This window comes from Glycomyces buryatensis, from assembly GCF_004912275.1.
In the GTDB taxonomy this organism is placed as follows: Bacteria; Actinomycetota; Actinomycetes; order Mycobacteriales; family Micromonosporaceae; genus Glycomyces; species Glycomyces buryatensis.
Window position 1 is genome coordinate 1 of sequence record NZ_STGY01000068.1, and the last position, 20,748, is coordinate 20,748.

Annotated in this window: 25 protein-coding genes; 15 read left to right on the forward strand and 10 right to left on the reverse strand. The window is 68.0% G+C overall.

Annotated elements, in window-relative coordinates; all coding sequences use genetic code 11:
• Positions 1 to 223: 223 nt before the first annotated feature.
• Together FAB82_RS19990 and FAB82_RS19995 are read left to right on the forward strand one after the other, a co-directional pair.
• Complete coding sequence (locus tag FAB82_RS19990) at positions 224 to 1,129, forward strand: NADP-dependent oxidoreductase (RefSeq protein WP_136536321.1); 906 nt, start codon at positions 224 to 226, stop codon at positions 1,127 to 1,129.
• 136 nt (positions 1,130 to 1,265) lie between these two features.
• A complete protein-coding gene (locus FAB82_RS19995; RefSeq protein ID WP_136536322.1) occupies positions 1,266 to 1,745 on the forward strand; it encodes a MarR family winged helix-turn-helix transcriptional regulator in 480 nt (159 codons plus the stop codon).
• Positions 1,746 to 1,812: 67 nt separating this feature from the next.
• Here the strand turns inward: FAB82_RS19995 and FAB82_RS20000 are convergent, their stop codons facing one another.
• The 3 genes from FAB82_RS20000 to FAB82_RS20010 form a co-directional block, all read right to left on the reverse strand.
• On the reverse strand, positions 1,813 to 2,196 hold the full coding sequence (locus tag FAB82_RS20000; RefSeq protein WP_211116714.1) for an MmcQ/YjbR family DNA-binding protein: 384 nt from the start codon (positions 2,194 to 2,196) through the stop codon (positions 1,813 to 1,815).
• 92 nt (positions 2,197 to 2,288) lie between these two features.
• The gene (locus FAB82_RS20005) at positions 2,289 to 2,957 is read right to left on the reverse strand and encodes a hydrolase (protein WP_136536323.1); all 669 of its coding nucleotides are present in this window, start codon (positions 2,955 to 2,957) and stop codon (positions 2,289 to 2,291) included.
• Between the two features lie 229 nt (positions 2,958 to 3,186).
• Positions 3,187 to 3,765: a dihydrofolate reductase family protein gene (locus FAB82_RS20010; protein WP_136536324.1), complete on the reverse strand. Its 579-nt coding sequence runs from the start codon at positions 3,763 to 3,765 to the stop codon at positions 3,187 to 3,189.
• A 265-nt stretch (positions 3,766 to 4,030) separates the two neighbouring features.
• On the opposite strand from FAB82_RS20010, the gene FAB82_RS20015 reads away from it, so the two are divergent.
• Positions 4,031 to 4,990 carry an ADP-ribosylglycohydrolase family protein gene (locus FAB82_RS20015; protein ID WP_168801684.1) on the forward strand — a complete coding sequence of 320 codons (960 nt, stop codon included), beginning with the start codon at positions 4,031 to 4,033 and terminating at the stop codon, positions 4,988 to 4,990.
• A gap of 328 nt (positions 4,991 to 5,318) precedes the next feature.
• Here FAB82_RS20015 and FAB82_RS20020 read toward each other — a convergent pair whose 3' ends face one another.
• Positions 5,319 to 5,720 carry a DUF4234 domain-containing protein gene (locus tag FAB82_RS20020; protein ID WP_136536326.1) on the reverse strand — a complete coding sequence of 134 codons (402 nt, stop codon included), beginning with the start codon at positions 5,718 to 5,720 and terminating at the stop codon, positions 5,319 to 5,321.
• A gap of 220 nt (positions 5,721 to 5,940) precedes the next feature.
• On the opposite strand from FAB82_RS20020, the gene FAB82_RS20025 reads away from it, so the two are divergent.
• Positions 5,941 to 6,267: a MoaF-related domain-containing protein gene (locus tag FAB82_RS20025; RefSeq protein ID WP_136536327.1), complete on the forward strand. Its 327-nt coding sequence runs from the start codon at positions 5,941 to 5,943 to the stop codon at positions 6,265 to 6,267.
• 25 nt (positions 6,268 to 6,292) lie between these two features.
• Here FAB82_RS20025 and FAB82_RS20030 read toward each other — a convergent pair whose 3' ends face one another.
• Positions 6,293 to 6,955: a pentapeptide repeat-containing protein gene (locus FAB82_RS20030; RefSeq protein ID WP_136536328.1), complete on the reverse strand. Its 663-nt coding sequence runs from the start codon at positions 6,953 to 6,955 to the stop codon at positions 6,293 to 6,295.
• A 265-nt stretch (positions 6,956 to 7,220) separates the two neighbouring features.
• Here FAB82_RS20030 and FAB82_RS20035 point away from each other — a divergent pair, with 265 nt between their 5' ends.
• Positions 7,221 to 7,433, forward strand: coding sequence for a tautomerase family protein (locus FAB82_RS20035; RefSeq protein ID WP_136536329.1), 213 nt, complete (start codon positions 7,221 to 7,223; stop codon positions 7,431 to 7,433).
• 33 nt (positions 7,434 to 7,466) lie between these two features.
• Positions 7,467 to 8,264: a carboxymuconolactone decarboxylase family protein gene (locus tag FAB82_RS20040; RefSeq protein WP_136536330.1), complete on the forward strand. Its 798-nt coding sequence runs from the start codon at positions 7,467 to 7,469 to the stop codon at positions 8,262 to 8,264.
• 96 nt (positions 8,265 to 8,360) lie between these two features.
• Here FAB82_RS20040 and FAB82_RS20045 read toward each other — a convergent pair whose 3' ends face one another.
• The gene (locus tag FAB82_RS20045) at positions 8,361 to 9,437 is read right to left on the reverse strand and encodes a DUF5925 domain-containing protein (RefSeq protein ID WP_136536361.1); all 1,077 of its coding nucleotides are present in this window, start codon (positions 9,435 to 9,437) and stop codon (positions 8,361 to 8,363) included.
• Between the two features lie 198 nt (positions 9,438 to 9,635).
• On the opposite strand from FAB82_RS20045, the gene FAB82_RS20050 reads away from it, so the two are divergent.
• The 3 genes from FAB82_RS20050 (at position 9,636) to FAB82_RS20060 (ending at position 13,832) form a co-directional block, all read left to right on the forward strand.
• On the forward strand, positions 9,636 to 11,690 hold the full coding sequence (locus FAB82_RS20050) for a bifunctional copper resistance protein CopD/cytochrome c oxidase assembly protein (protein WP_168801685.1): 2,055 nt from the start codon (positions 9,636 to 9,638) through the stop codon (positions 11,688 to 11,690).
• Positions 11,691 to 11,785: 95 nt separating this feature from the next.
• Positions 11,786 to 12,934, forward strand: coding sequence for a trans-sulfuration enzyme family protein (locus FAB82_RS20055; RefSeq protein ID WP_136536332.1), 1,149 nt, complete (start codon positions 11,786 to 11,788; stop codon positions 12,932 to 12,934).
• 109 nt (positions 12,935 to 13,043) lie between these two features.
• Entirely contained in the window at positions 13,044 to 13,832 is a 789-nt protein-coding gene (locus tag FAB82_RS20060) for a class I SAM-dependent methyltransferase (protein WP_136536333.1), read from the forward strand.
• A 30-nt stretch (positions 13,833 to 13,862) separates the two neighbouring features.
• Here the strand turns inward: FAB82_RS20060 and FAB82_RS20065 are convergent, their stop codons facing one another.
• The 3 genes from FAB82_RS20065 to FAB82_RS20075 are packed head-to-tail and all read right to left on the reverse strand — an operon-like array spanning position 13,863 to position 16,199.
• Positions 13,863 to 14,747: a 5-oxoprolinase subunit C family protein gene (locus FAB82_RS20065; protein ID WP_136536334.1), complete on the reverse strand. Its 885-nt coding sequence runs from the start codon at positions 14,745 to 14,747 to the stop codon at positions 13,863 to 13,865.
• A 55-nt stretch (positions 14,748 to 14,802) separates the two neighbouring features.
• Positions 14,803 to 15,459 carry a 5-oxoprolinase subunit B family protein gene (locus FAB82_RS20070; protein WP_211116716.1) on the reverse strand — a complete coding sequence of 219 codons (657 nt, stop codon included), beginning with the start codon at positions 15,457 to 15,459 and terminating at the stop codon, positions 14,803 to 14,805.
• Positions 15,456 to 16,199 (reverse strand): LamB/YcsF family protein, encoded by a 744-nt coding sequence (locus tag FAB82_RS20075; protein WP_136536335.1) that lies wholly within the window; start codon positions 16,197 to 16,199, stop codon positions 15,456 to 15,458. Before FAB82_RS20075 ends, FAB82_RS20070 begins: the two co-directional genes overlap by 4 nt.
• Positions 16,200 to 16,286: 87 nt before the next feature.
• Here FAB82_RS20075 and FAB82_RS20080 point away from each other — a divergent pair, with 87 nt between their 5' ends.
• A complete protein-coding gene (locus FAB82_RS20080) occupies positions 16,287 to 17,222 on the forward strand; it encodes a glycoside hydrolase family protein (RefSeq protein WP_136536336.1) in 936 nt (311 codons plus the stop codon).
• 31 nt (positions 17,223 to 17,253) lie between these two features.
• Here the strand turns inward: FAB82_RS20080 and FAB82_RS20085 are convergent, their stop codons facing one another.
• Positions 17,254 to 17,439 carry a hypothetical protein gene (locus tag FAB82_RS20085; RefSeq protein ID WP_136536337.1) on the reverse strand — a complete coding sequence of 62 codons (186 nt, stop codon included), beginning with the start codon at positions 17,437 to 17,439 and terminating at the stop codon, positions 17,254 to 17,256.
• A gap of 15 nt (positions 17,440 to 17,454) precedes the next feature.
• On the opposite strand from FAB82_RS20085, the gene FAB82_RS20090 reads away from it, so the two are divergent.
• From FAB82_RS20090 to FAB82_RS20110, 5 genes are all read left to right on the forward strand, one after another.
• Complete coding sequence (locus FAB82_RS20090) at positions 17,455 to 17,766, forward strand: hypothetical protein (protein ID WP_136536338.1); 312 nt, start codon at positions 17,455 to 17,457, stop codon at positions 17,764 to 17,766.
• A gap of 41 nt (positions 17,767 to 17,807) precedes the next feature.
• Positions 17,808 to 18,347: a hypothetical protein gene (locus FAB82_RS20095; protein ID WP_136536339.1), complete on the forward strand. Its 540-nt coding sequence runs from the start codon at positions 17,808 to 17,810 to the stop codon at positions 18,345 to 18,347.
• 48 nt (positions 18,348 to 18,395) lie between these two features.
• The gene (locus FAB82_RS20100) at positions 18,396 to 18,944 is read left to right on the forward strand and encodes a hypothetical protein (RefSeq protein WP_136536340.1); all 549 of its coding nucleotides are present in this window, start codon (positions 18,396 to 18,398) and stop codon (positions 18,942 to 18,944) included.
• A 209-nt stretch (positions 18,945 to 19,153) separates the two neighbouring features.
• Positions 19,154 to 20,107 carry a hypothetical protein gene (locus FAB82_RS20105; protein ID WP_136536341.1) on the forward strand — a complete coding sequence of 318 codons (954 nt, stop codon included), beginning with the start codon at positions 19,154 to 19,156 and terminating at the stop codon, positions 20,105 to 20,107.
• A 13-nt stretch (positions 20,108 to 20,120) separates the two neighbouring features.
• Positions 20,121 to 20,651: a hypothetical protein gene (locus tag FAB82_RS20110; protein ID WP_136536342.1), complete on the forward strand. Its 531-nt coding sequence runs from the start codon at positions 20,121 to 20,123 to the stop codon at positions 20,649 to 20,651.
• Positions 20,652 to 20,748 lie beyond the last annotated feature (97 nt).

Here is a 20,748-nt window from a genome sequence, read left to right on the forward strand (position 1 = left end):
TGGGTTTCCTATGTCTTGAACCAACACACTGTCAACCCGACAGATGTAAGGGGGCCGTGAGGCCCCCTTTTTCGTGCCCGGTTCGCGGCTGTGGGAAGTAGTTGACGTGTCATGTGTATCTCAATATTGATGATGTGTCAACGAATAACTTGGCTAGCCACACATTCATTGCTAGATTTATGTGTCTAGCCACCTAACTGGTGGCGATCGAGAAGGAGTCGCCATGAAAGCCATCCAGTTCGACCGTTTCGGCGGCACCGAGGCACTGCACCAGGCCGACGTCGAGCTTCCTCAGCCCGGCCCTGGGCAGGTCCGTGTCCGCGTCAAGGCCGCAGGGCTGAACGCGATTGACGGGAAGATCCGTTCCGGGGCCCTGGAGGCCCTCTTCCCGACACCCCTCCCCGCCGTACCCGGCGGCGAGCTTGCCGGCGTGGTGGACGCCTTGGGCGAAGGCGTGCAGGACGTCCAGGTCGGCGACGAGGTGCTGGGCTGGTCGGACACCGGCTCGTACGCCGAGTACGCGCTGGCAACCACCGTCGCCCTCAAGCCCGCCGGTCTCGACTGGCCGCACGCGGCGGCACTGCCGGTGGCGGGCGAGACGGCCGAGCGGGTCCTCGACCTGCTCGGCGTCACCGCCGGGGAGACCGTGCTGATGCACGGCGCGGCCGGAGGGGTCGGCACCCTGGCGGTCCAGCTCGCCGCGGCTCGCGGCGCCCGGGTCATTGCCACCGCCGGCTCTGGGAATCAGGACTACCTCGCCTCGCTCGGCGCCGTCGCGACCGTCTACGGCGAAGGCCTGGTCGAGCGGGTCCGCGTACTCGCGCCCGACGGCGTCGATGCGGTGTTCGACCTGGCCGGGAGAGGGGCCCTGGAGGACTCCATCGCCCTGCGCGGCGGCACCGAACGCATCGTCACCATCGCCGACTTCCGCGCGCGTCAGCTCGGCATCACGTTCGCCAGCGGTTCCCAGGAGAAATCGGCCGCCGGCCTGGCCGCCCTGGCCGAGGATGCCGCGACCGGCAAGGTCGTCACCACCGTCACCGCCTACCCGCTCGACCAGGCCGCCGCCGCCCAGCAGGTCAGCGATGCCGGGCACGTCCGGGGCAAGCTCGTCCTCACCGTCGACTGACGGCGCCAGATCCGGGCCCGGACGGGCGGCCCCGCTCTGCCGCGCCGCTGAAGGCGCCCGGTGCGGCCGACCTTCTACGCTGGCGGAACGTCGGCCGCACCGACTGTCCCGCCTACACCGCCAGAGGAACCGAACCATGCCCGATCCCGCACCGCGCGTCCCGTCCACGGCCAGCGAGGGGCCGATGAGCTACGCGATCTTCGAGCTCGCCCGCGCCCACCGCGGCCGCGCCGCCGCCATGCTGCGCAAGATGGATCTGCACCCGGGGCAGGAGCTGCTGCTGATGCACCTGCTCGACCGGGACGGCCAGACTCAGTCCGAGCTGCTCGAAGCCGTCGGCTTGGACCACTCCACCGTGTCCAAGTCCTTGCGGCGCATGCAGGACGCCGGTCTGCTCGTCCGCGAGCCGGCCGAGCACGACCGGCGCGTCCTGGTCGTCCACCTGACCGACAAGGGCCGTGCCATGCGCGAGCCTCTGGCGGACATGTGGCGGGCCCTGGAGGAAACCTCCGCGCAGCACCTGTCGACGCAGCAGGCGGAGTCGTTCGTCCGCACCGCCTACAACATCGTCGACGCGATCAGCGGCCGCGCCCTGCCTCAGGACGAGTCCACGTAACTCCCGGTCCGCCTCCAAGTCGCTCACCGCCGCCATGACCGGCGCCGCGACTGCCCGCCTACGACTGCTACGTTTTCGCCCGCAAGCGGGCCTGGACGACTTTCGGCAGTTTCTTCACGACCAGGGCATAGGAGTCGCCGACCAGTTCTTTGACCAGTTGCTCGGTGATGCCCTCGCCCGCGCTGATCGAGATCCAGTGGCGCTTGTTCATGTGGTAGCCGGGCGTGATCGACTGAAAGGTCTGGCACAGCGCGACGGCATCGGCCGGATCGCTCTTGAGCGTGACGATCTCCCGGCCGGGAACCTCGGTGGTCATCATGACGACCTTCCCGTGCACCTTATAGACCTCGTAGTCCGGGCCGAACGGCTCCGACGCCTCGACGTCCGGCAGCTCGAGTGCCGCCTCAGCAGCGGTCCGCTGGATCTGCTCGCCATGCAGCATGTCTCTCATCCCTTCCTTGCCGGGTCGAAGAACGCCTGCGCCGGAGACTGCCATTGCGGAGCCGACGCATTCGCGTCGGCCCCGCTCAGGTTCGGGTCTCGTCAGGCGCCTGCGGGGGCGGTCTCGTCCGGCACGGGCGTGTTGAGCAGTTGCATCTCCCACGCGAAGGCGACCGCGCCGCCTCCGCCGTGTTCCATACCGGCCGCGCCCCAGGCGGCTGCGGATTCGGTGCGGGCCCAGTCGCGCTGCCACTCGGCGCCGACGGCCGTCCAGGTGATCGGCACGACGCCGGCTTGGACCATGCGCTGGACGGCGCGTTCGTGCGCCTCGGTCGTCACGCCGCCGGAAGCGTCGGTGACGACGTAGACGTCGTAGCCGTCGGCGAGGGCGTGAATGGCCGGGAAGGCCACGCAGATCTCGGTGTACAGGCCTGCGATGACGAGCTTCTTGCGGCCGGTGGCCTCGACGGCCTCGACCACGCGCTGGTCCTCCCAGGAGTTGAGGGTGGTCCGGTTGATCGGCTTCTGCTCGGGGAAGACGTCCTGCAAGGGCTGGAGCAGCTTGCCACCGCGCTCTTCGAGGACAGTGGTCAGAATCGTCGGCACGTTGAAGGCCTTGGCGGTCTTCGCGAGTCCGACGACATTGTTGATGACCATGGTCGGTTCGTGACTGTGGAGGTTCGCGAACTGAAACGCCTGGTGGTCGATCAGCAGCAATACGCTCTCTTCGGGGGTGAGCAGCGCTTCCAGACCGGTCTTGTTGGTGGTCATGGCAGTGTTCCCTTCGATTGATTCTCGGGTCGGTCCTCGGCCAGAAGGCGTGTTTGATGAGGGTCCAGAGGACGAGGTTCATGGCCGTTCCGTGTTTGTAGATGATGCGTCATCTTCAATCTCGGATGGATCCGACGCGTTTCATGATGTGTCATCTAAACTAGCATTGAATAGATGACACGTCAACGACCGGCAGGGATGGGCCCTATGAATGACTCCGTTCGCGGCCTCAGGCATGCAAGGTGGGTCGGTAGATGAGCTCCTGGGTGCGGCCGTCGAGCGTCCGGCTCTCGATCAGTTCGAGGTCGAAGTCGGCCGCGCCCTGGAAGATCGGGTCCATCCCGGTCTGGCCGGTGATCACCGGAAAGAGCGTCACCTGGACGCGGTCGACCAGGCCGGCGGCCATCAGCGCCCGGTTCATCGAGAGGCTGCCGTGCGAGCGCAACGGGACCTCGGACTCGGCCTTGAGCCGGGCGACGACGTCGACGGCGTCGCCGCTCTCGAGAGTCGCGTCCGGCCAGTCGAGGGGTTCTTCCAATGTGGTCGACACGACCGTCGTCGGCAGGCTCCTCATCCGGGTCACCCAGGGGTCACGGACGTCGGAGTCCTCGGTGCTCCCGGCGAGCATCTGGACGAACAAGCGGTACGTGTTGGCGCCGAAGACCATCCGCTGCTCCTGGTCGTACAGGGACAGGCGGCGGTCGAGCAGCTCGGGGCCCTGCTTGCCCCAGTAGCCGGTCCAGTCGCCGCCGGCGCCGCCGAAGCCGTCGAGACTGGTGAAGACGTCGAAGGTGTATGTAGCGGTCATGATGCTCTCCTCGAGTGCGGTAGATCGGTGTGCAGCGATGTCCTACGGGTGGAATCCCAACTGCCTTTCACCCTTGAGTCGATCGGCTCGGGCCCGTTTCGACATCCCCTCGGAGATTCTTCAAGATTTTTTCGTCGGCGTCGGAGAGTCGGCGTATCCGAGCGATCCGCCGGTGCCCATCGGGCCCGGTTCGCGACTCCTCGCAACGAACCCGGCTCCGGCGCGTCGATAGGGTTGCGCCATCGCGATGGAGGTGTCGAACGACATGGCAGAACCCGTTCCAGTGATCGGGGCGAGTCTTCGCCGGCAGCGCGTCCGCGGGGCGGTCGTCCTTGCCGCGTGCGCCGACGCACTCGGAGAGCCCTTCGAGGGCCGCCGGAACATCGATCCGGAATGGGTCGCCGCTGAGGTGGACAAGTCGGCGCCGTCGATGCGATGGACCGACGACACCGCGCAGATGCTCGTTCTCGCCACCCATTTGGCCCGGCACGACGGCCGGATCGATGCGGATGCGCTGGCAGTTGAGCTGGCCGCGGCCTGGGCGGACGAACCCTGGCGCGGTTACGGCCCCGGGGCGGCGAAGATGCTGGAGGAGATTCACTCGGGCGACCCTTGGGGGGAAGCCGTCACCTCGGCGTTCGGCGGCACGGGCTCGCTGGGCAACGGGGCGGCGATGCGAGTTGCACCGGTGGGCCTGATCGCGGGCCTCGACCTCGATGCGGTGGCCGAGACGGCGGCGGTCTCCGCGTCCGTCTCCCACTCCCACCCGCAGGGGGGCGACGGGGCGGTCGCGCAGGCGGTGGCGGTGGCGCTCGCCGCACGCGGCGACGGCGCGCACCGGCTGTCGCCCAAAGACTTCATCGCGGCCGTCACCGCGCACACCGCCACCGACGAGTTCGCCGCCGCGCTTCGGGCGGTTCCGGCGATGGTCGACGGCCCGTCCGCGGGCATCGCCGACCGGTTCGCGTGCGACGCGACCGCGCTCGGCGCGGTGCCGGCGTCGATCGCCGTCTTCCTGCGGCGCCCCGACGACCCGGTCGCGGCGGTCGCCGAGGCGATCGGACTGGGCGGCGACACGGACACCATCGCGGCCATGGCCGCCGCCCTGGTCGGCGCCCGCTGCGGCGAAGCGGCGATCCCCCCGAGATGGGGCCGGCGGCTGGAGCAGTCGACGCGCGTGTGGACGGTCGCCCGTCAACTGGCGGGCCTCGAACTGCACCGGTAGGTCGGCGCCTCTGGAATCCGCGCAGATCGGCGTCTGGGCGATCGCGATCTGCCTGCTGCTGTTCGTCGGCGGCATCGCGCTGGCCGCCCCCGGGCTCATCGAGGCCATCGGCCGGGCCGCCGGATCGGCACGCGCCGCCGCCACCGCGCTGTACACATTCACGCTGTTCATCGGCGCCAGCCTGGGACCCCAGCTGGCCGCCGCGGCGGACGGGGCCGGCTGCACCGGCGTGTGCCTCGCCTCCGGAACCCTCCGCGCCGTGGGCGCCCTGATCGCCCTCGCCGCCCGCGGCGCCAAGCGCTGACGCCCGTCCGGCGGCCGCCCGGACCTAGTTGGCGAGGTTGACCTCACTGGCCTCGGGCGGAGTGCCGTAGTAGTCCCAGATCCGGTTGAGCTCCATTTGGTAGTAGAGGGTGTGGAGCCCGAACAGGAAGATCAGGATGAAGCCGATCCAGGGATTGCAGGTCTGATTCAGCCCGGCGGCGTACTGCATCTGGGCGATTCGCTTGCCGGTGTTGTAGACCGAGACGAACGGCGGGACGATGATGAGCGGTCCGAAGAGGATCGCGATGACCGATACGCCGGGACTCACCTCGATGCGCCTGTCGAAGTCCCGCGCCTCGCGGTTGATCTTGTACCAGAAGACGAACTGGTAGACGCCGAGTGTGATCAGCGGCCACACCAGCCACACCAGGACGATGTTCCGTCGTTTGCCCGCAGCTCCAGTCATAGAAGGTTCATAACGGTTCCAGGCCGTGCCCGCGTCGATTCGCCGAAATGACACGCCGTTCCTCTTCAGGTGGGCCGGCGGACACCCTATGAGCGTGCGTCGGATTTTGAGCATGCCGAGTCTCGGAACTCGGCAGCGGGCTCGGGCGCGACCTCATAGTTTGAAGGCGTGGTCGCCGCCGCGTGGTCAGCGCGTGGCGCGTAGGGGAAAGGACTGAGCCATGAGCGATTTCGCCTTCGCCGGCAAGAGCTTCGAGTTCCGGATCGACAACGGCGTCGTATTCCGCAACTTCTACTCCTCGGACGGGAAGCGGCTGCGCTATGCCACCCTCGACGGCCCGGCCGAGCGAGTGTCCGAGGAGGTCGAGCTGTTCGCGGCGGAGTTCGCGCCGAACATCTACATGGTGGGGTGGAACGAGATCTCGGGGGCGACCGTCGTGCACGTCATGAACTTCAAGAACCACACCATGTGCGGCTTCTGGTCCTTCCCCGAGGACGACGACCGCTCGGGCGAGATCCACTCAGGCACCTTCGCCGAGGCGAAATGACCGGGCCGACCGGTGCGGTGCGGCGCTAAGCGAGGGTGAATCCCGCCGCCGTCGCGAGTTCTCCGGCCAGGTCTACCGCCTGGTCGGCCGTGATGAGGGTGCCCCGCAGGCTCATGAGGCCAGTGATGCCCGCCAGGGTCGAGCGGCGCATGTCGCAGCCCTTGGCGTTCGCCACCCGGGAGAAATCGGCTCCGGGGAACGAGCAGTCGATGAAGATCGCCTTCGAGAAGTCGCCGAGGAAGCTCGCGTTCTGGAAGCGGCACCGTTCGAAGACCACCGGGCCCTTGGCCTTTCCGATCGAGATTCCCGCGAAGTCGGCGCGGCAGTCGGCGACGTAGACGTCGCTGGCGAGCGCGAACTGCGCCTGCCAGCCGACGAGCTGAGAGCCGGTGATCTCCAGGCGCCGCGCGGTCAGCCGCTCCCAGCGGCCGTTCGAGAGCACCGAGTGGTCCACGGTCACGTCCACGGCCTCGAAGGGGGACAGCACGGTCCCGGACAGGTCGGCATCGCTGATCGAGCTCTGCTCCAGCACGCCGTCGCCGCTGCCGCCCGCCCAGATGTCGCCCTTGAGCACCCGGTCCGAGAGTTCGAAGTCGTAGTCCAACTCGTCTTCGATGGCCTCCAGCGATTCGGCCTCGATGGCCGGCCGTCGCATCGAGCGCTCGTCGTCGATCTTCCTGAACCGCATCGGGCCCCCATATTCGCGTCGTCGTTTCGAACGCAGACTACGGGAGCCCCCTGACAATTTCCCTATTCGGCCGAGCGGCCCCGGCGCCGGACCGCCGCGAGCACCGCCGCGCCGCCGCCGGCGCCGCGCTCGGTCCTATCTGGGCTCAGTCCGGTTGGACCGGCGTCATCCTCACCGGGGCGGGCGCCGTAGCCGCCGCGGCGGCCCTGTCCGCTTGGAGCCGAACCACTTCCAACGTCCGTACGACCCACTAGGGAGGCCTACAATGCCCTTCATCACCGTCACCACTTGGCCCAACCAGACCGACGAGCAGTGCCGCCACCTGATCGAGGAGCTGACGAAGACCACCCACGAGGTCACCGGCGCGCCGCTCGACAAGATCACGGTCGTCATCCAGGAGATTCCGCAGAGCCGGTGGGGCGAAGCGGGGGTCATGGCCACGCACCCTGAATTCCCGACGCTCAGCCGCAAGTACTGACGCGGCTCGAGCCAGAACCGTTAAGGAGCAAGCATGTTGGAGCACGACGACAAGGCGAGCCGGTACGACCGCGGCATGGAGGTCCTGCGGAAGGTCGGGGGCGAGGACGAGCCGTCGGTCGTGGCGAGCCTGGCCGACATCGCACCGGATCTGGCCCGGTTCACCGTCGAGTTCCCCTACGGCGACGTCTACTGCCGCCAGACCTTGACGCTGGAGCAGCGGCAGCTGGCCACGATCGGCGCGCTCACCGCGCTCGGATACGCACTGCCGCAACTGAAGTTCCACATCAACGGCGCGCTCAACGTCGGCTGCACCCGGCGCCACATCGTCGAGGCGATCATGCACGTGGTCGCCTACGCCGGATTCCCGCCGGCCATCAACGCCCTCAACGTGGCGAAGGAGGTCTTCGCCGCTCGCGAGGAGGCGGTGGACGACGCGGAGGAGGAGGCGCGGATCTGGGAGGGTTCGCGTTACGACCGCGGCTGGAAGGCCCTGTCGGAGATCGACGGCGAGGCCGGGGAGGCGGTCATCGAGAGCCTCAAGGACATCGCTCCCGACCTGGCGCGGTACGTCATCGAGTTCGCCTTCGGCGACATCTACATCCGTCCCGGCCTGGACCTGCGATCGCGGGAGATCGTCACCATCGCCGCCTGCACGGCCATGGGCAGCACGCTGCCGCAGTTGAAGGTCCACATCCACGGGCTGCTCAATGTCGGCGGCACCAAGGAGGAAGTGGTGGAGACGATCCTCCAGATGGCCGTGTACGCGGGCTTCCCGGCCGCGATCAACGGGATGAACGCGGCGAAGGAAGTGTTCGCCATCCGCGGCTGACGGAACGAAAGCAGCGCGGGAGGCGATCGCCTCCCGCGTTCTGCTTGCCTACGAACGGAACCGGACGGTCGATGATCGATCGTCCGGATCGTCCCGCTACAGGTACTGGCCGACCTGCTGCATCGGGATCTCCGCCTCGTGCATGGTCGGGTCGGTGCCGCCGCGGCGGGCGTACAGCTCGGCGAGGGTCATCTCCGTGGACACCGGTTCGCCGTCGAGCCAGTCGCTCGACTCCGCGGCCGACAGGGCGCCGACCTCGATCTGCGCCAGGCACCTGCCGGGGCGCACCACCGCCGGGTGGAGCCGGTTCAACGGCTCGTTGGTCGTGATCGCCACCATGATCTCGCGACCCTGCCCGAGCAGGCCGTCCGTCAGATTCAGCAGCCGCGCCAGCGACTGGCCCGACGCCTCCTTCGCCTCGCCGCGGATGAGCTCGTCGCAGTCCTCCAGGACCATCAGCCGCCAGCCGTCGCCGCGGCTCTCCCCGTCGCTGAGGTGCAGGTCCATCTCGGAACCGATGATGACCTCCATCAGGTAAGACGGGTCGGCGAAGAACGCCTCCGGATCCAGGACCGTGTCGACCTGGCACCAGTCCCCCCACTCCTGGGCCAGGGCCCGCAGCGCCGTGGTCTTGCCCGTCCCGGGCGGGCCGTGCAGCAGCACCAGCCGTCCGGCGACCTCCCCGGCCTGCGTCGACATGAGCTTGCCGAGCGCCGCCCCCGACCCGGACGAGTAATTCTGCTCGATTTCAGCCCATCGGGGGGCCGCGATGGATCGCGTGGACCGGTACGGGCCCCGCGCGGAGCGGTACCAGAAGCCCATGTCGACCTTGTCGTCGCCGGGCTCCTCGATCGACCCCGTGCGGTCGGTGACATACGCGGCCACCGCCTCCGCCCGCTCGCGGGTCACCGCGGTGACCACCGCCTGGCCGGTGCCGTCGCGCCATCGCTGCGTCCGCAGCGTCCAGCCCTCGCCCTGCACGAGCTGCAGGAACGAAGCCCCCGAGATCGAACGCAGGAGAATCCCGCCCTCGGGGATCAGGTCGATGTCGTCCGCGACCGAGTCCAGCGTGCGGACCACGGCGTGCGGCTGCTCCCCGGTGACGTAGGCGTCCAGCGCCATGAGGTTGAGCACGTTCGAGGGGTCGTCCGACCCGTCGAGCGTGTAGTGCATATTGCCGAGCACACCGCCACTTCCTTGCAGCAGGTCCATGATGTCGCCGCGTTTTTCGATGATTCCCATTGCGATCCAGAATGCCTTATGGCCCCGACATACCGGATGCGCGGTGGCACGGCCCGCCAGGGGGTTCTTCGGGACAAAAAGCCCCACCCGGTGGGGCGTGAGCTGGAACATTCAGCCATGCTGGGTGCTGTGAGCACCTCGACCGAGACCAGCGAAAACACCGCCGCCACCATACCCGGCGGCAGTGCTCGGACTCCCCTCGGCCCGAACGAGCCGGGTCGCAGCGGATGGCGTGCGCTTGCCGCCTTCGCCGCGGCCATTGCCGGCGCGCTCGCCGCTGTTCTCGCCCTCGAACTGGGCGGCGCGGTCGCCATCGAGGCGCTGCCCGGACTGTCCACCCCGGACACGGCCGTCACCTGGGCCTCCGGCCTCCTCAAATACGCATATGACCTCCTCATGGCCGTCGCCTGCGGCTGCCTCATCGCCGCCGCCTTCTTCCTGCCCGGACGTGAAGGCGACCGCTCCCGCCTCGCCGCCCAATCGTGGCGGTGGCTGCGCGTCGGGGCCCTCGCCACCGGCCTCTGGGCGCTCGTCGCACTCGCCCGCGTCCCCGTCGATTACGCCGACACGTTCACGCTCTCCTTTCCCGATATCACCCTCCCGGGCACCTGGTCGTACCTGACTCAGTCCGAACAGGGCCAGAGCGTCGCCCTTGCCGCGCTCCTCGCCGCCGCCGCGACCGCCGTGGCCGCTCGCTCCTTCACCGTCGTCGGCGCCGCCTGCGCCGCCGTCCTCGCCATCGCCGCCGCCGTCCCCCCGGTCTTCAGCGGGCACTCCGCCGCGAACGGCAACCACCAGATCGCCGTCGACGCGCTCCTCATCCACGTCGTCGCCGCCGCGTTCTGGGCCGGCGGCCTGTTCGCGCTGTTCATCGCCCGCCGCAGCCCGGCCGTCGCCGCCCGCCGCTACTCCGCCACCGCGACCCTCGCCTACCCGGCCATCGCCGCCTCCGGCCTGATCGTGTTCGTCGCCAACGTCGCGATCACCGACCTGTGGGAGAGCGCCTACGGCCGCATCGCGCTGGCCAAGCTCGCCGTCCTCGCCGTCGGCGGCGTCCTCGGCTGGGCGCACCGCCGCCGCACCCTCCCGGCCGTCGAAGCCGGGGATCGCCGGGCGTTCATCCGCCTCGCCGCCGTCGAACTGGCGCTCATGGGCATCGCCTTCGGCCTCGCCTCCTCCCTGTCCGTCACGCCGCCGCCGTCCACCGAACTGCCCGACCCCAATGCCGCGATCCTCGGCTTCGCGACCCCCGGGCCGATGACCTTCTCGTCCGTCGCCCTGGACTGGTATCCGGCCGTCCTAGTGTGCGCGGCGGGTCTGACACTCGTCGGCTTCTACCTCGCCGGGGTCCGCCGCCTCAAACAAAGAGGCGACTCCTGGCCCTGGTACCGCACCGCCCTGTGGATCGCCGGCTGGGCCGTGATCGTCCTGGTCACGTCCACCGGCCTGGGCAAGTACGGCATGGTCCTGTTCAGCGTCCACATGATCCAGCACATGGTCCTGAACATGCTCGCGCCGATCCTGCTCGTCCTCGGCGCGCCCATCACCCTCGCGCTGCGCGCCCTCCGTCCCGACCGCGCCGGCGGCCCCCGCGAATGGATCCTCGCCTTCATCCACTCGCGCTTCTCCCGGTTCGTCTCCCGGCCGCTGATCGCCCTGGTCATCTACCTGACCAGCCTCTACGTCATGTACTTCACCGGCATATTCGAGTGGGCCATGCGGGAGCACTTCGGGCACCTGTTCATCACCGCCCACTTCCTCGCCGCCGGCTGCCTCTTCTTCTGGATCATCATCGGCCCCGACCCCAAGCCGCGCCCGCTCTCCTACCCCGCCAAGGTGCTGCTCTACTTCGTCACCATCGTCTTCCACGCCATCTTCGGACTCACCCTGATGATGGGCACCGACCTCATCGCCGCCGACTGGTACACCCAGCTCGACCTGCCCTGGGTGAGCGACCTCCTCGCCGACCAGCGCGCCGGCGGCGGCATCGCCTGGGCCTTCGGCGAGATTCCCAGCCTCATCATCATCGGCGTCCTCATCGCCCAGTGGTCGCGCTCCGAGGAGCGCGAAGGTCGCCGCCTCGACCGCATGGCCGACCGCGCCAGCGCCTCCGGCCACCCCGAGGACGACCCGCACGAGGCCTACAACGCCTACCTCGCCGGACTCGACCAGGAACGCCGCTGACCCGGGCCCTTCGGCGACCGCCCGAGCCCGAACGTAAGCGGAAGTTAAGGACAAAACCTTGCCGCCCACCGGCGCTAATCCGTAGCGTCAAATCGATGAGCGACGCACACGAACGGTTCGAAACCCTTGCCGTCCACGCCGGCGAACCCCGGCCCGCCCACGGCGGTTCCGCCGTCTTCCCGATCTACCAGGGCACCGTCTACGAGCAGACGGCCACAGGCGGGGTCGGATACCTGCGGTACAGCAACACCCCCTCCCAGGAGTACCTCCAGGACAAACTCGCCGCCCTCGAAGGCGCCGAGGCCTCCATCGCCACGGCCTCAGGCATGGCCGCCATCGCCACCGCCCTCCACTCTGTCCTGGCCGCCGGCGACCACGTCATCGTCGCCGGATCCGTCTACGGCGGCACCCACGCGCTCCTCGCCGACCAGGGCCCCCGCCTCGGATGGACCGCCGACTTCGTAGACTCCACCGACCCGGCCGCCTGGGCCGCCGCGCTCCGGCCCGAGACCAAGGCCATCTACACCGAGTCGATCTCCAACCCGCTCGTCGGCGTCGGCGACCTGGCGGGCATCGCCCGCTTCGCCGCCGAACACGGCCTGACGTCCATCATCGACAACACCTTCCCGACCCCGGTGCTCTTCCGGCCCCACGCGATCGGATACGACCTGGTCTGCCACTCGGCGACCAAGGCCCTCAACGGCCACTCCGACATCGTCGCCGGCGTCGTCACCGGCACCGCCGAACGCATCGACCGGGTGCAGGGATTCCTGACCCTCTACGGCGGCAGCATCGACCCGCACGCCGGATTCCTGCTCGCGCGCGGCATCAAGACCCTCGCGCTGCGGGTGCGGCAGCAGAACGCGAACGCGATGGCGCTGGCGCAGTTCCTGGAGGGGCACGAGCGGGTCGCCGAGGTCCGGTACCCGGGCCTGGCCTCGCACCCCGACCACGAGCGGGCCGCGTCGCTGTTCAACGGGTTCGGATCGATGCTGTCGTTCACGCCCGTCGGCGGCCTGGAGGCGGCCGAGGTGCTGATCAAGGGCCTGCGGCTGCCGTACGCGGCGCCGAGTCTCGGAGGGGTGGAGTCGCTGGTGACGCGCCCGGCGATCAGCAGCCACGCCAAGATGAGCCCGTGCGACCGGGTGCTGGCGGGGATCGGGGAGGACCTGGTCCGGTTCTCGTCCGGAATCGAGGCCACTGAGGACCTGATCGACGACTTCTCGCAGGCACTCGACTTCTGAGCCCCGATGACGCGGGTCACCGCGGCTTCCATAGGGTTGGCCGCAAAGCCTTACGGCCGGTCCGATCCACCGGACGGGCCCGGGCGCGGCGCTCTCTGAGGAGGCTGTGGTGCGACCATCCGACCGAATGCTGCTGATCGAACTGGCCGAGCAGGTCAAGGCGATGAACGAGGGAATCCGGGAAATCCGCGATCAGCAGCACGCGACCGACAAGCGGCTCAAGGCGATCGAGCACGGCTTGGAGCGGACCCGCAAGGTGGTGCGGGGACATTCGCGGACCGCCTACGCGCAGATCGAGGATCTGCTGGCGCTGTACCGGGAGCTGGACCCGGGGGAGGCGCTGCCCCGGATGCGCGGCTGGGCGGCCGGGCCGGAGCTGCTGCGCTTCCTGTGCGACGAGGTCGCCACCCGGGAGCGCCGCCAGGTGGTCGAATGCGGTTCGGGGACGACGACCGTGGTGCTGGCGTATGCGATGCGGGCGCGGGGCGTCGGGGCGGTGACGGCGCTCGAACACGATCCCCACTACGCGGCGGAGACCCGGTGGGAGCTCGCGGAGCGGAACCTGGAGATGTGGGCCGAGGTGGTCGACGCCCCATTGACTGATGTGGACATAGCTGGGGAGCCCTGGCGCTGGTACGACCTGTCCGGGCTCGACGTCAACGCCGTGGACCTGCTGCTGGTGGACGGCCCGCCCGGGGCGACGGGGCCGCAGGCCCGGTATCCGGCGCTGCCGCTGCTCGCCGAGCGCCTGGTGGGGGACGCCACGGTGGTCATGGACGACGCGAACCGATCGGACGAGCGGGCGATCGTGGAACGCTGGACCAACGAGTTCGAGGGCTTCACGGTCCAGTCGCTCCCGCACGAGCGCGGGACGGCGGTATTGCGCCGCAAGGCATGACCGCCCGCCTTGATCCCGTCCGCGCTCGCGCTATTCGCTCCAGTGCGGCAAGGGAACCGGGGCGAAGCGGATCCGCGTCCCCGGCCTCGCCTGGGCGGCCGCCGCCTGCGAGTCCGGTCCGACCACGCCGATGACCGGGTAGCCGCCCGTCGTCGGGTGGTCCGCGCCGAACAGGATCGGCTGGCCGTTCGACGGCACCTGCAACGCGCCCGCCACGATCCCCTCGCTCTCGAGCTCCGCGTCCGGGTCCACGCGCTGCAATGGCGGCCCCTCCAGGCGCAGTCCGATTCGGTTCGAGTGCTCGGTAACGGTCCACACGCCGCGCGCGAGCTCCGCCGCCGCTTCCGCCGTGAACCAGTCCAGTCTCGGTCCCAAATGGAGCTTCATGACGAGCTCGTCGCTGACCCCGGCCCACGGCGCCGGCCACTGCGTCGGCAGCGGCGGGTGCGCCGGGCTCGGCCCCAGTGGGATGGTGTCTCCGTCCTTGAGCGGCGCCGGTCCCAGCCCCGACAGCAGGCACGTCGAGTGCGAGCCGAGGTTCGACTTCGGATGCAGACCACCGGAAAAGGCCAGGTACGAGCGGACCCCGACCTCGGCCGCCCCGGCGTCGAGCACCGACCCCGCGACCAGTTTCACAGGCTGGCCCCACGACTCCGGACGCCCGTCGACGGTCACCGCGCACGGCGCCCCGCCGACCACGACGGTGACGTCCCGCGTCGCCCGCACCGTGCACCCGGTCAAGGTCGTCTCGAGGGTGCAGGCGGCGGTCGCATTGCCCGCCAACTGGTTCGCCAAACGCCATGATGGACGATCGGCCGCGCCTGAACGCGGCACCGCCAGGTGCGCCCAGCCGGGGCGACCCCCGTCCTGGCAGGTCGTCAACGCTCCTGACCGAAGGATCTCGATGTGGCTCATGCCGATTCCCGCCCGTTCATCATTTCCCGCGGCCCCGCCGCGCCCTGCCCGCGCATCAGATCGTCACCGTCACGAAGCGCACCCGCGTGCCCGGCACCAGCAGCGCGGCCGGCTCGCGGTGCTCGTTCCACAGCCGCGTAGGATTGGTCATCGTCGCGATCAGTTGCCACCCGCCGGGGCTCGAACGCGGGTAGACGCCGGTATAGGTCCCGGCCACCGCCACCGAACCGGCGGGCACGGACGTGCGCGGGCTGTCCCTCCGCGGCGTCCGATAGCGCTCGGGCAGGCCTTCCAGATAGGCGAACCCGGGTGTGAAACCGCAGAACGCCGACTCGTAGTCGACGGCGGAGTGAATGCCCGCGACCTCCTCCGGCTCCACGCCCCACAACGCGGCCACCGCCGCCAGGTCCGGTCCGTCGTAGCAGACCGGGATCTCGACGGTCTCGCCGCGCACCTCGGCGTCGTCGTTGAGCGCCCACTCGGGGAAGTCGGCGGCCAGAAGCTCCGGCTCGTCGACCCCGTCGACCAGGACGGTCGTCGCACCCGGCACCAGGTCGGTGGCGTCCAGCAGCCCGTTCACCCGCCGCGCCTGTAGGGCCCGGTAGCAGGCTCGCGCCGCTTCCCCAGTGCCGCAATCGATCAGAACGCCGCGCGGCCCCGACGGCAGCGCTCGCAGCCACCCGGTCGCCGGGCCGGTCTTTGAAGTACTCACGCGAAGGCCTCCACTTTGATGCCTTGTTTGTCCAATGCGGAACGTATGGCCTGAGCGACGGCGACGGCGCCAGCACCGTCACCGTGGACGCAGATCGACTCGGCCGCAACCGGAATCCGCTCACCCCCGACGGCACTCACCCGGCCGTGCTCGGCCAGATCGAGGGCCTGCGCCACTGCCGCTTCATGACCCAGCAGCGCACCCGGCATTCCGCGCGGGACCAGGCGGCCGCTCGGCAGATAGCCCCGGTCGGCGAAGCACTCCCCGATGACCCGCACTCCGGCCGCCTTCGCCGCCGCTTCCAGTTCGGTTCCCGTCTGGCACAGCAGCACTCCCACCCCCGCGAGAAGCGCCCCTTCGACCACGGCGCGCGCTTGCACACCGTCACGTCCTGCTCGATGATAAAGGGCGCCATGAGGTTTGACATACCGGACCGCACTCCCTGCGGCTTCTGCGAAGACCCGCAGCGCCCCGATCTGATAGGCGACCTCGGCCGCCAGCTCGAGTGGCGGCACCTCCATCTCGCGCCGCCCGAAGCCGGCCAGATCGCGGTAGGAGACCTGCGCGCCGATGCTCACCCCCGCGTCGGCGGCGGTCTCGCAGACGCGCATCAAGGTGACCGGGTCGCCGGCGTGAAAACCGCACGCGACATTCGCGCTGGTCACGATGCGCAACAGCGCGTCATCGTCGGTGAGCTCCCAGCGTCCGAAACCCTCCCCCAGGTCCGCGTTGAGGTCCATGTCCCAACCGTAACGGACTTGGCATGTGCCGGAACCCTCGGTATCGTTGTGGCAAGCGCTGTCCAAGTCGCTAACGATGGAGACGCCATGACCATCCCCGCAAACGCCCCGGCCCCCCTCTACACCGATCCGGTGTTCGACGGGCCGACCGATCCCACCCTGGTCTACGACCCCGAGGGCGCCAAGTGGCACCTCTTCTATACGCAGCGGCGCGCGAACCAACCGGACGGCGGCGTCGCGTGGGTGCACGGCACCGACATCGGTCATGCGGTGAGTTCGGACGGTCACGAATGGACCTATACCGGAATCCAGGTCATTCCGGACATCGAAAGCGGGAACACCTGGTGGGCGCCGGAAATCATGATCCACAATGGCGTCTGGCACATGTACGTGACCTATCTCGAAGGCGTGCGCGAAGACTGGTCCGGGCCGGCCGAGATCCGGCATTACACCTCGAACGACCTGGAGCAGTGGAAGTACGAGTCCACTCTCGACCTGGATTCCGAGCGGGCCATCGACGCGACCGTCCACCGAACTCCGGATGGCAAGTGGCGCATGTGGTACAAGGACGAGCGCCGCGAAAGCCACATCTACACGGCCGACTCCGACGACCTCTTCCACTGGGAGACAGCCGGACCCGCGGCAACCGACCAGGGCCAGGAGGGCCCCACCGTCTTCGAACTCGGCGGCGTCTACTGGATGGTGACCGACGGCTGGTCCGGCCTCCTCGTCCGCCGCTCCACCGATCTGCGCTCCTGGCACCGCCAACCGATGCCACTGCTCTCCGGGCCAGGGAAGCGGGCCTTCGACGAAGCCATCGGCCACCACGCGATGGCCCTCCCGCAGGGCCTAGACGAGGGCTACCTCTACTACTTCACCCACCCCGGCGGCGGACGCCGGTCCACGGTGCAAGTTGCCCGCCTCCACGTTCGCGACGGCTGGCTACGATGCGACCGTGACGAACCATTCCCCTACGGGCCCGACCCCTCCCGGACCCCCGCCTTTCGAGGCGGCAGCGCCTGAACCGGCCGCCGATGACAATACCGGCGCCGGATCAGGGTTGAATCTCGCGGACCGTGTCAGTTGGTGCCGTGCGCACCTGGATGCGCAGGACCAGCACAATTGGCCGCAGATCGTAGGCGACCCGCTGACCGTGGAGCCGTTCTCCTGGTACCCGGATGAACTGGTTCAGTTGCATGGCATGTTCGACGGGCTGCAAACCAGTTTGTTGCAGTTCCATCCGTACGAGCGGCAAGTGATGCGATTGAACGAGGGCAAACCGGCCGTGACCCTCGGATTGGGCGCCGTCTACCACGTCTTCACCGTCTCGCTTGAGCTGAAGTCGCTCGAAGTGACCCTGTGGGACGAGACCGACCACGAGACGCCGGAAATGTGGGAGGAAGGCGAGGAACCGGAACCGGTCTTCACTTGCCGAGATCCCCTGATGTTCTTCGACGAGTACATCTTCGGGCCGAAGTACCCCGAGCTGATCGATGACATCCTCGAAGTCGACCCCGACCACCTTGTGAACGACAAGTGGCGCGGCCTCCTGGCGCAGATCAACTGAACCCCCATGTGACCGAACCCGATTGAGGAGTTGCAGCCGCGATGATGGAGCAGAAGATAGCCCGGCTGCGGGAGCTCAACGCCGTCGCTGAGCTGGAGCGGCGCTGCTGGGACGAGGAGTACCCCGAGGAGTACGACGAGCCTCGGTTGGAGCTCGGGGATCCGGTCGAATTGTCCAAGGATTACCCCGGCGGGCTCGCCTCGCTGTACGCGTCGGTCGGCGATGCCTCGTTCGGCGACGTCGGGTTCCTGCGCGAGCCGGATTTCGACTCGGCCAAGGCGGTGGACTCTCTCGGCGAGCCGATCGACGATCATCCCCGACTTCAGATCGGCAATGTCGGCGCTGAGGATGCGATCCTTCTCGATCTGACCTCTGGCAGTGTCATGGTCTACTACTCCTTGTACTTCAAATATCGCTGGGACTCAGGCGTCATGCTCGAGTGCACCGACGTCCCGGAGTTCGTGGACACGGTCGCGCTGGGGCCTCGTTATCGGGAGATCCGCGGACCGCTCTCCAGGACGAAGGAATGGTGGGCCGAAGACCCTTGGTACGTCTATCTTCAGGAAATCGGGATGGCCTAGACCTCCTGGCGCAGCTCAACTGAACCCGATTGAGGAGTTACTGCCCTGATGATGGAGCAGAAGATCGCCCGACTGCTGGAGCTCGACGCCGTCGCTGAGCTGGAGCGGCGCTGGGATGAGGATGACGAGTTCGCCGAGAACTACAACGATTCGCGGTTGGAGCTCGGGGATCCGGTCGAATTGACCGAGAACTATCCGGGCGGGCTCGCCTCTCTGTACGCGTTGGCCGGCGGTTGCCGGTTCGGCGACGTCGTGTTCCGGCGCGAGCCGAGTTTCAGTTCAAGCCCGCCGGTGGGCGGCGACAACGGCGAGCCGATCGACGATCGTGCCCGAATTCAGATCGGCAGAGTCGGCAGTGAGAGCGACACGATCTTCCTCGACATGGCCTCCGGCAGCGTCATGATCTACTGCTACATGTACTTCAAATGGGGTTGGGACTCAGGTGTAATCCTCGAGTGTGCCGACGTCCCGGAGTTCGTGGACACGGTCGCGCTGGGGCCTCGCTATCGCGAGATCTACGGACCGCTCTCCAAGACGAAAGATTGGTTGGTCGAGGACCCTTGGTACATATATCTTCAGGAAATCGGGATGGCCTAGCGAACGTCGGGCGCGATGTCGAGCGGGTCAAGGCCGCCTTTCCTCTGCATCGCGAAACCTCATGGTCGCTTCCCCCAGGGCGAACCGCGCCCGGCGAGAGCGCCGGAGCTCTCGCGACGATCGCGTCGCTGTACGAGATCACCTACGCCCCATGCTGCGGCTCGCTGACGTTCTGGACCCTGGAGCAGATAACTGCTAGCCAAGCCGACGTGGCAGACGACTTGGGGGACTGGGAATTCCGGGAACCCGAGCCGGACCGGTGGGTCCATATTGCTCGGTGTGGGAACGCCTCCGTCTACCTGCACCTCGACGCAGGCACCGTGGCGGTGACCAGCGCGGATGAGATGAAGGCCGGAGGCGACAAGCTGCGTAGGCTCGCCGATGACCTTCCAGAATTCTTCCACCGCTACGTGTTCGGGCCCGAGTACCCGCTGATCGAGATGAACCCGTCTCAGATGACGGTGCATCTGGACGACCAGGACGGCTGGCTCGCACTGCTCGAAACCGCCGGATGCTTCGAACACCAAGCCTTGGTGCAGTTGAAAACCCAGTGGGACCGGCAGCTCTCCCGTCCGACCTACACTCCTCCCAAGGCGTGGATAGAGGCCGAGCCCAGTGATTCGGAGCTCGAATTCAAACGACGGCTCGCCCTCCTCACCAAGGCCGCCGATAGGCTTAAACCGGCCAAGTTCGAGCAGTGGGACCTCGCCCTCATGAGCATCGGCCACTACAAGGGAGCCCCGATGGCGATCAAGCCGCAGCTCCCGCAGGACTTGTGGCGGCTTTATCGAATGCAGTCGATGTCCGCCTATGGGGTGCTTCAGTTCGGCAGCGACGGCATGATCTACGAACGCTCCGATCAGCTCGCGAAGACGTTCAAGTCATGCGGCGTCGACCCCGGCGAAAGCGACCGGTGGCTGGCCATCGCGCTGTATCACGGGAAAGCGACCTTGCTGCTGCACCGCGAAACCGGAGAGGTCGCGGGACTGGAACCGGCGCCCGCGAACCGGCTGCGATCGTTCGGGTCGGACCTGTTCGCCTTCGTCAACGAATTCGGGATCGGCCCCCGCCACGGTGAACTGTGTTTCAGCGAGCGGGATCGCAGGCAGGCAAGGAATGCCCGGCAATGGCTGGAATTCCTCCAAGCGAATGACCTGATCTGATCGAGGAGGACATGTGGAACTGCACGAGAAGGTCGCGAGGGTTCGCGCTCGACTGCCCGAGCTCGACCAGGGGGAGTGGCCGCCCGTACTCGGAGGCCCTGCGGCGCTTGACGTCAGCGCGGAATTCCCCGAAAGTCTGCGCCCCCTCTACGAGGTGTTCGACGGCCTCTCGGCGGAAGTGATCCAGGTCGACCGAACCGGCAGGGTCCTTGAGTCCGTCACGATTGCCGCCGAGTCGGATCTGTTCGACCCGATTCCGGACCTGGTGCAGTTCGGCAATGTCATCTTCGGCTCCATGCTCGGCGTCTCGATGTCGAACGGCGGCGTTCACCTGGTCAGCGAGGCCTCGTTTATGGACGCCTTGGAACAGTTCGAGCTCCTGGAAACCGACCCGATCGCGCCCGACGCCATCGCCTTCGCCGACGCTTTCCTCTTCGGCCCCAGATATTTTGAGCTCATCGACCTGGCCGGGGGATACCCGAATCCCGGGACCCGGCATCGGGACGCATGGCGGCTCGTCCTCGAAGACCTCGGTCTCCTCTAACGTTCCCCGCGCACACACGCGAGCACCCGGCCCCGGCCCGAAGGCCTCGTGGGTCTCATCGGCCACCTCGACCGATTCATTAGATCTCTATTTGTTT

Bases quoted from the DNA above. Each gene is read 5' to 3' on its own strand.
- FAB82_RS20005 (WP_136536323.1), bottom strand. From the start codon at position 2,957: ATGACCACCAACAAGACCGGTCTGGAAGCGCTGCTCACCCCCGAAGAG.
- FAB82_RS20080 (WP_136536336.1), top strand. From the start codon at position 16,287: ATGACCATCCCCGCAAACGCCCCGGCCCCCCTCTACACCGATCCGGTG.
- FAB82_RS20085 (WP_136536337.1), bottom strand. From the start codon at position 17,439: ATGGAACTGCAACAAACTGGTTTGCAGCCCGTCGAACATGCCATGCAA.
- FAB82_RS20095 (WP_136536339.1), top strand. From the start codon at position 17,808: ATGATGGAGCAGAAGATAGCCCGGCTGCGGGAGCTCAACGCCGTCGCT.
- FAB82_RS20045 (WP_136536361.1), bottom strand. From the start codon at position 9,437: ATGCACTACACGCTCGACGGGTCGGACGACCCCTCGAACGTGCTCAAC.
- FAB82_RS20035 (WP_136536329.1), top strand. From the start codon at position 7,221: ATGCCCTTCATCACCGTCACCACTTGGCCCAACCAGACCGACGAGCAG.
- FAB82_RS20040 (WP_136536330.1), top strand. From the start codon at position 7,467: ATGTTGGAGCACGACGACAAGGCGAGCCGGTACGACCGCGGCATGGAG.
- FAB82_RS20030 (WP_136536328.1), bottom strand. From the start codon at position 6,955: ATGCGGTTCAGGAAGATCGACGACGAGCGCTCGATGCGACGGCCGGCC.
- FAB82_RS20015 (WP_168801684.1), top strand. From the start codon at position 4,031: ATGGCAGAACCCGTTCCAGTGATCGGGGCGAGTCTTCGCCGGCAGCGC.
- FAB82_RS20000 (WP_211116714.1), bottom strand. From the start codon at position 2,196: ATGAGAGACATGCTGCATGGCGAGCAGATCCAGCGGACCGCTGCTGAG.
- FAB82_RS20020 (WP_136536326.1), bottom strand. From the start codon at position 5,720: ATGACTGGAGCTGCGGGCAAACGACGGAACATCGTCCTGGTGTGGCTG.
- FAB82_RS19995 (WP_136536322.1), top strand. From the start codon at position 1,266: ATGCCCGATCCCGCACCGCGCGTCCCGTCCACGGCCAGCGAGGGGCCG.
- FAB82_RS20025 (WP_136536327.1), top strand. From the start codon at position 5,941: ATGAGCGATTTCGCCTTCGCCGGCAAGAGCTTCGAGTTCCGGATCGAC.
- FAB82_RS20075 (WP_136536335.1), bottom strand. From the start codon at position 16,199: ATGGACCTCAACGCGGACCTGGGGGAGGGTTTCGGACGCTGGGAGCTC.
- FAB82_RS20055 (WP_136536332.1), top strand. From the start codon at position 11,786: ATGAGCGACGCACACGAACGGTTCGAAACCCTTGCCGTCCACGCCGGC.
- FAB82_RS20100 (WP_136536340.1), top strand. From the start codon at position 18,396: ATGATGGAGCAGAAGATCGCCCGACTGCTGGAGCTCGACGCCGTCGCT.
- FAB82_RS19990 (WP_136536321.1), top strand. From the start codon at position 224: ATGAAAGCCATCCAGTTCGACCGTTTCGGCGGCACCGAGGCACTGCAC.
- FAB82_RS20010 (WP_136536324.1), bottom strand. From the start codon at position 3,765: ATGACCGCTACATACACCTTCGACGTCTTCACCAGTCTCGACGGCTTC.
- FAB82_RS20065 (WP_136536334.1), bottom strand. From the start codon at position 14,747: ATGAGCCACATCGAGATCCTTCGGTCAGGAGCGTTGACGACCTGCCAG.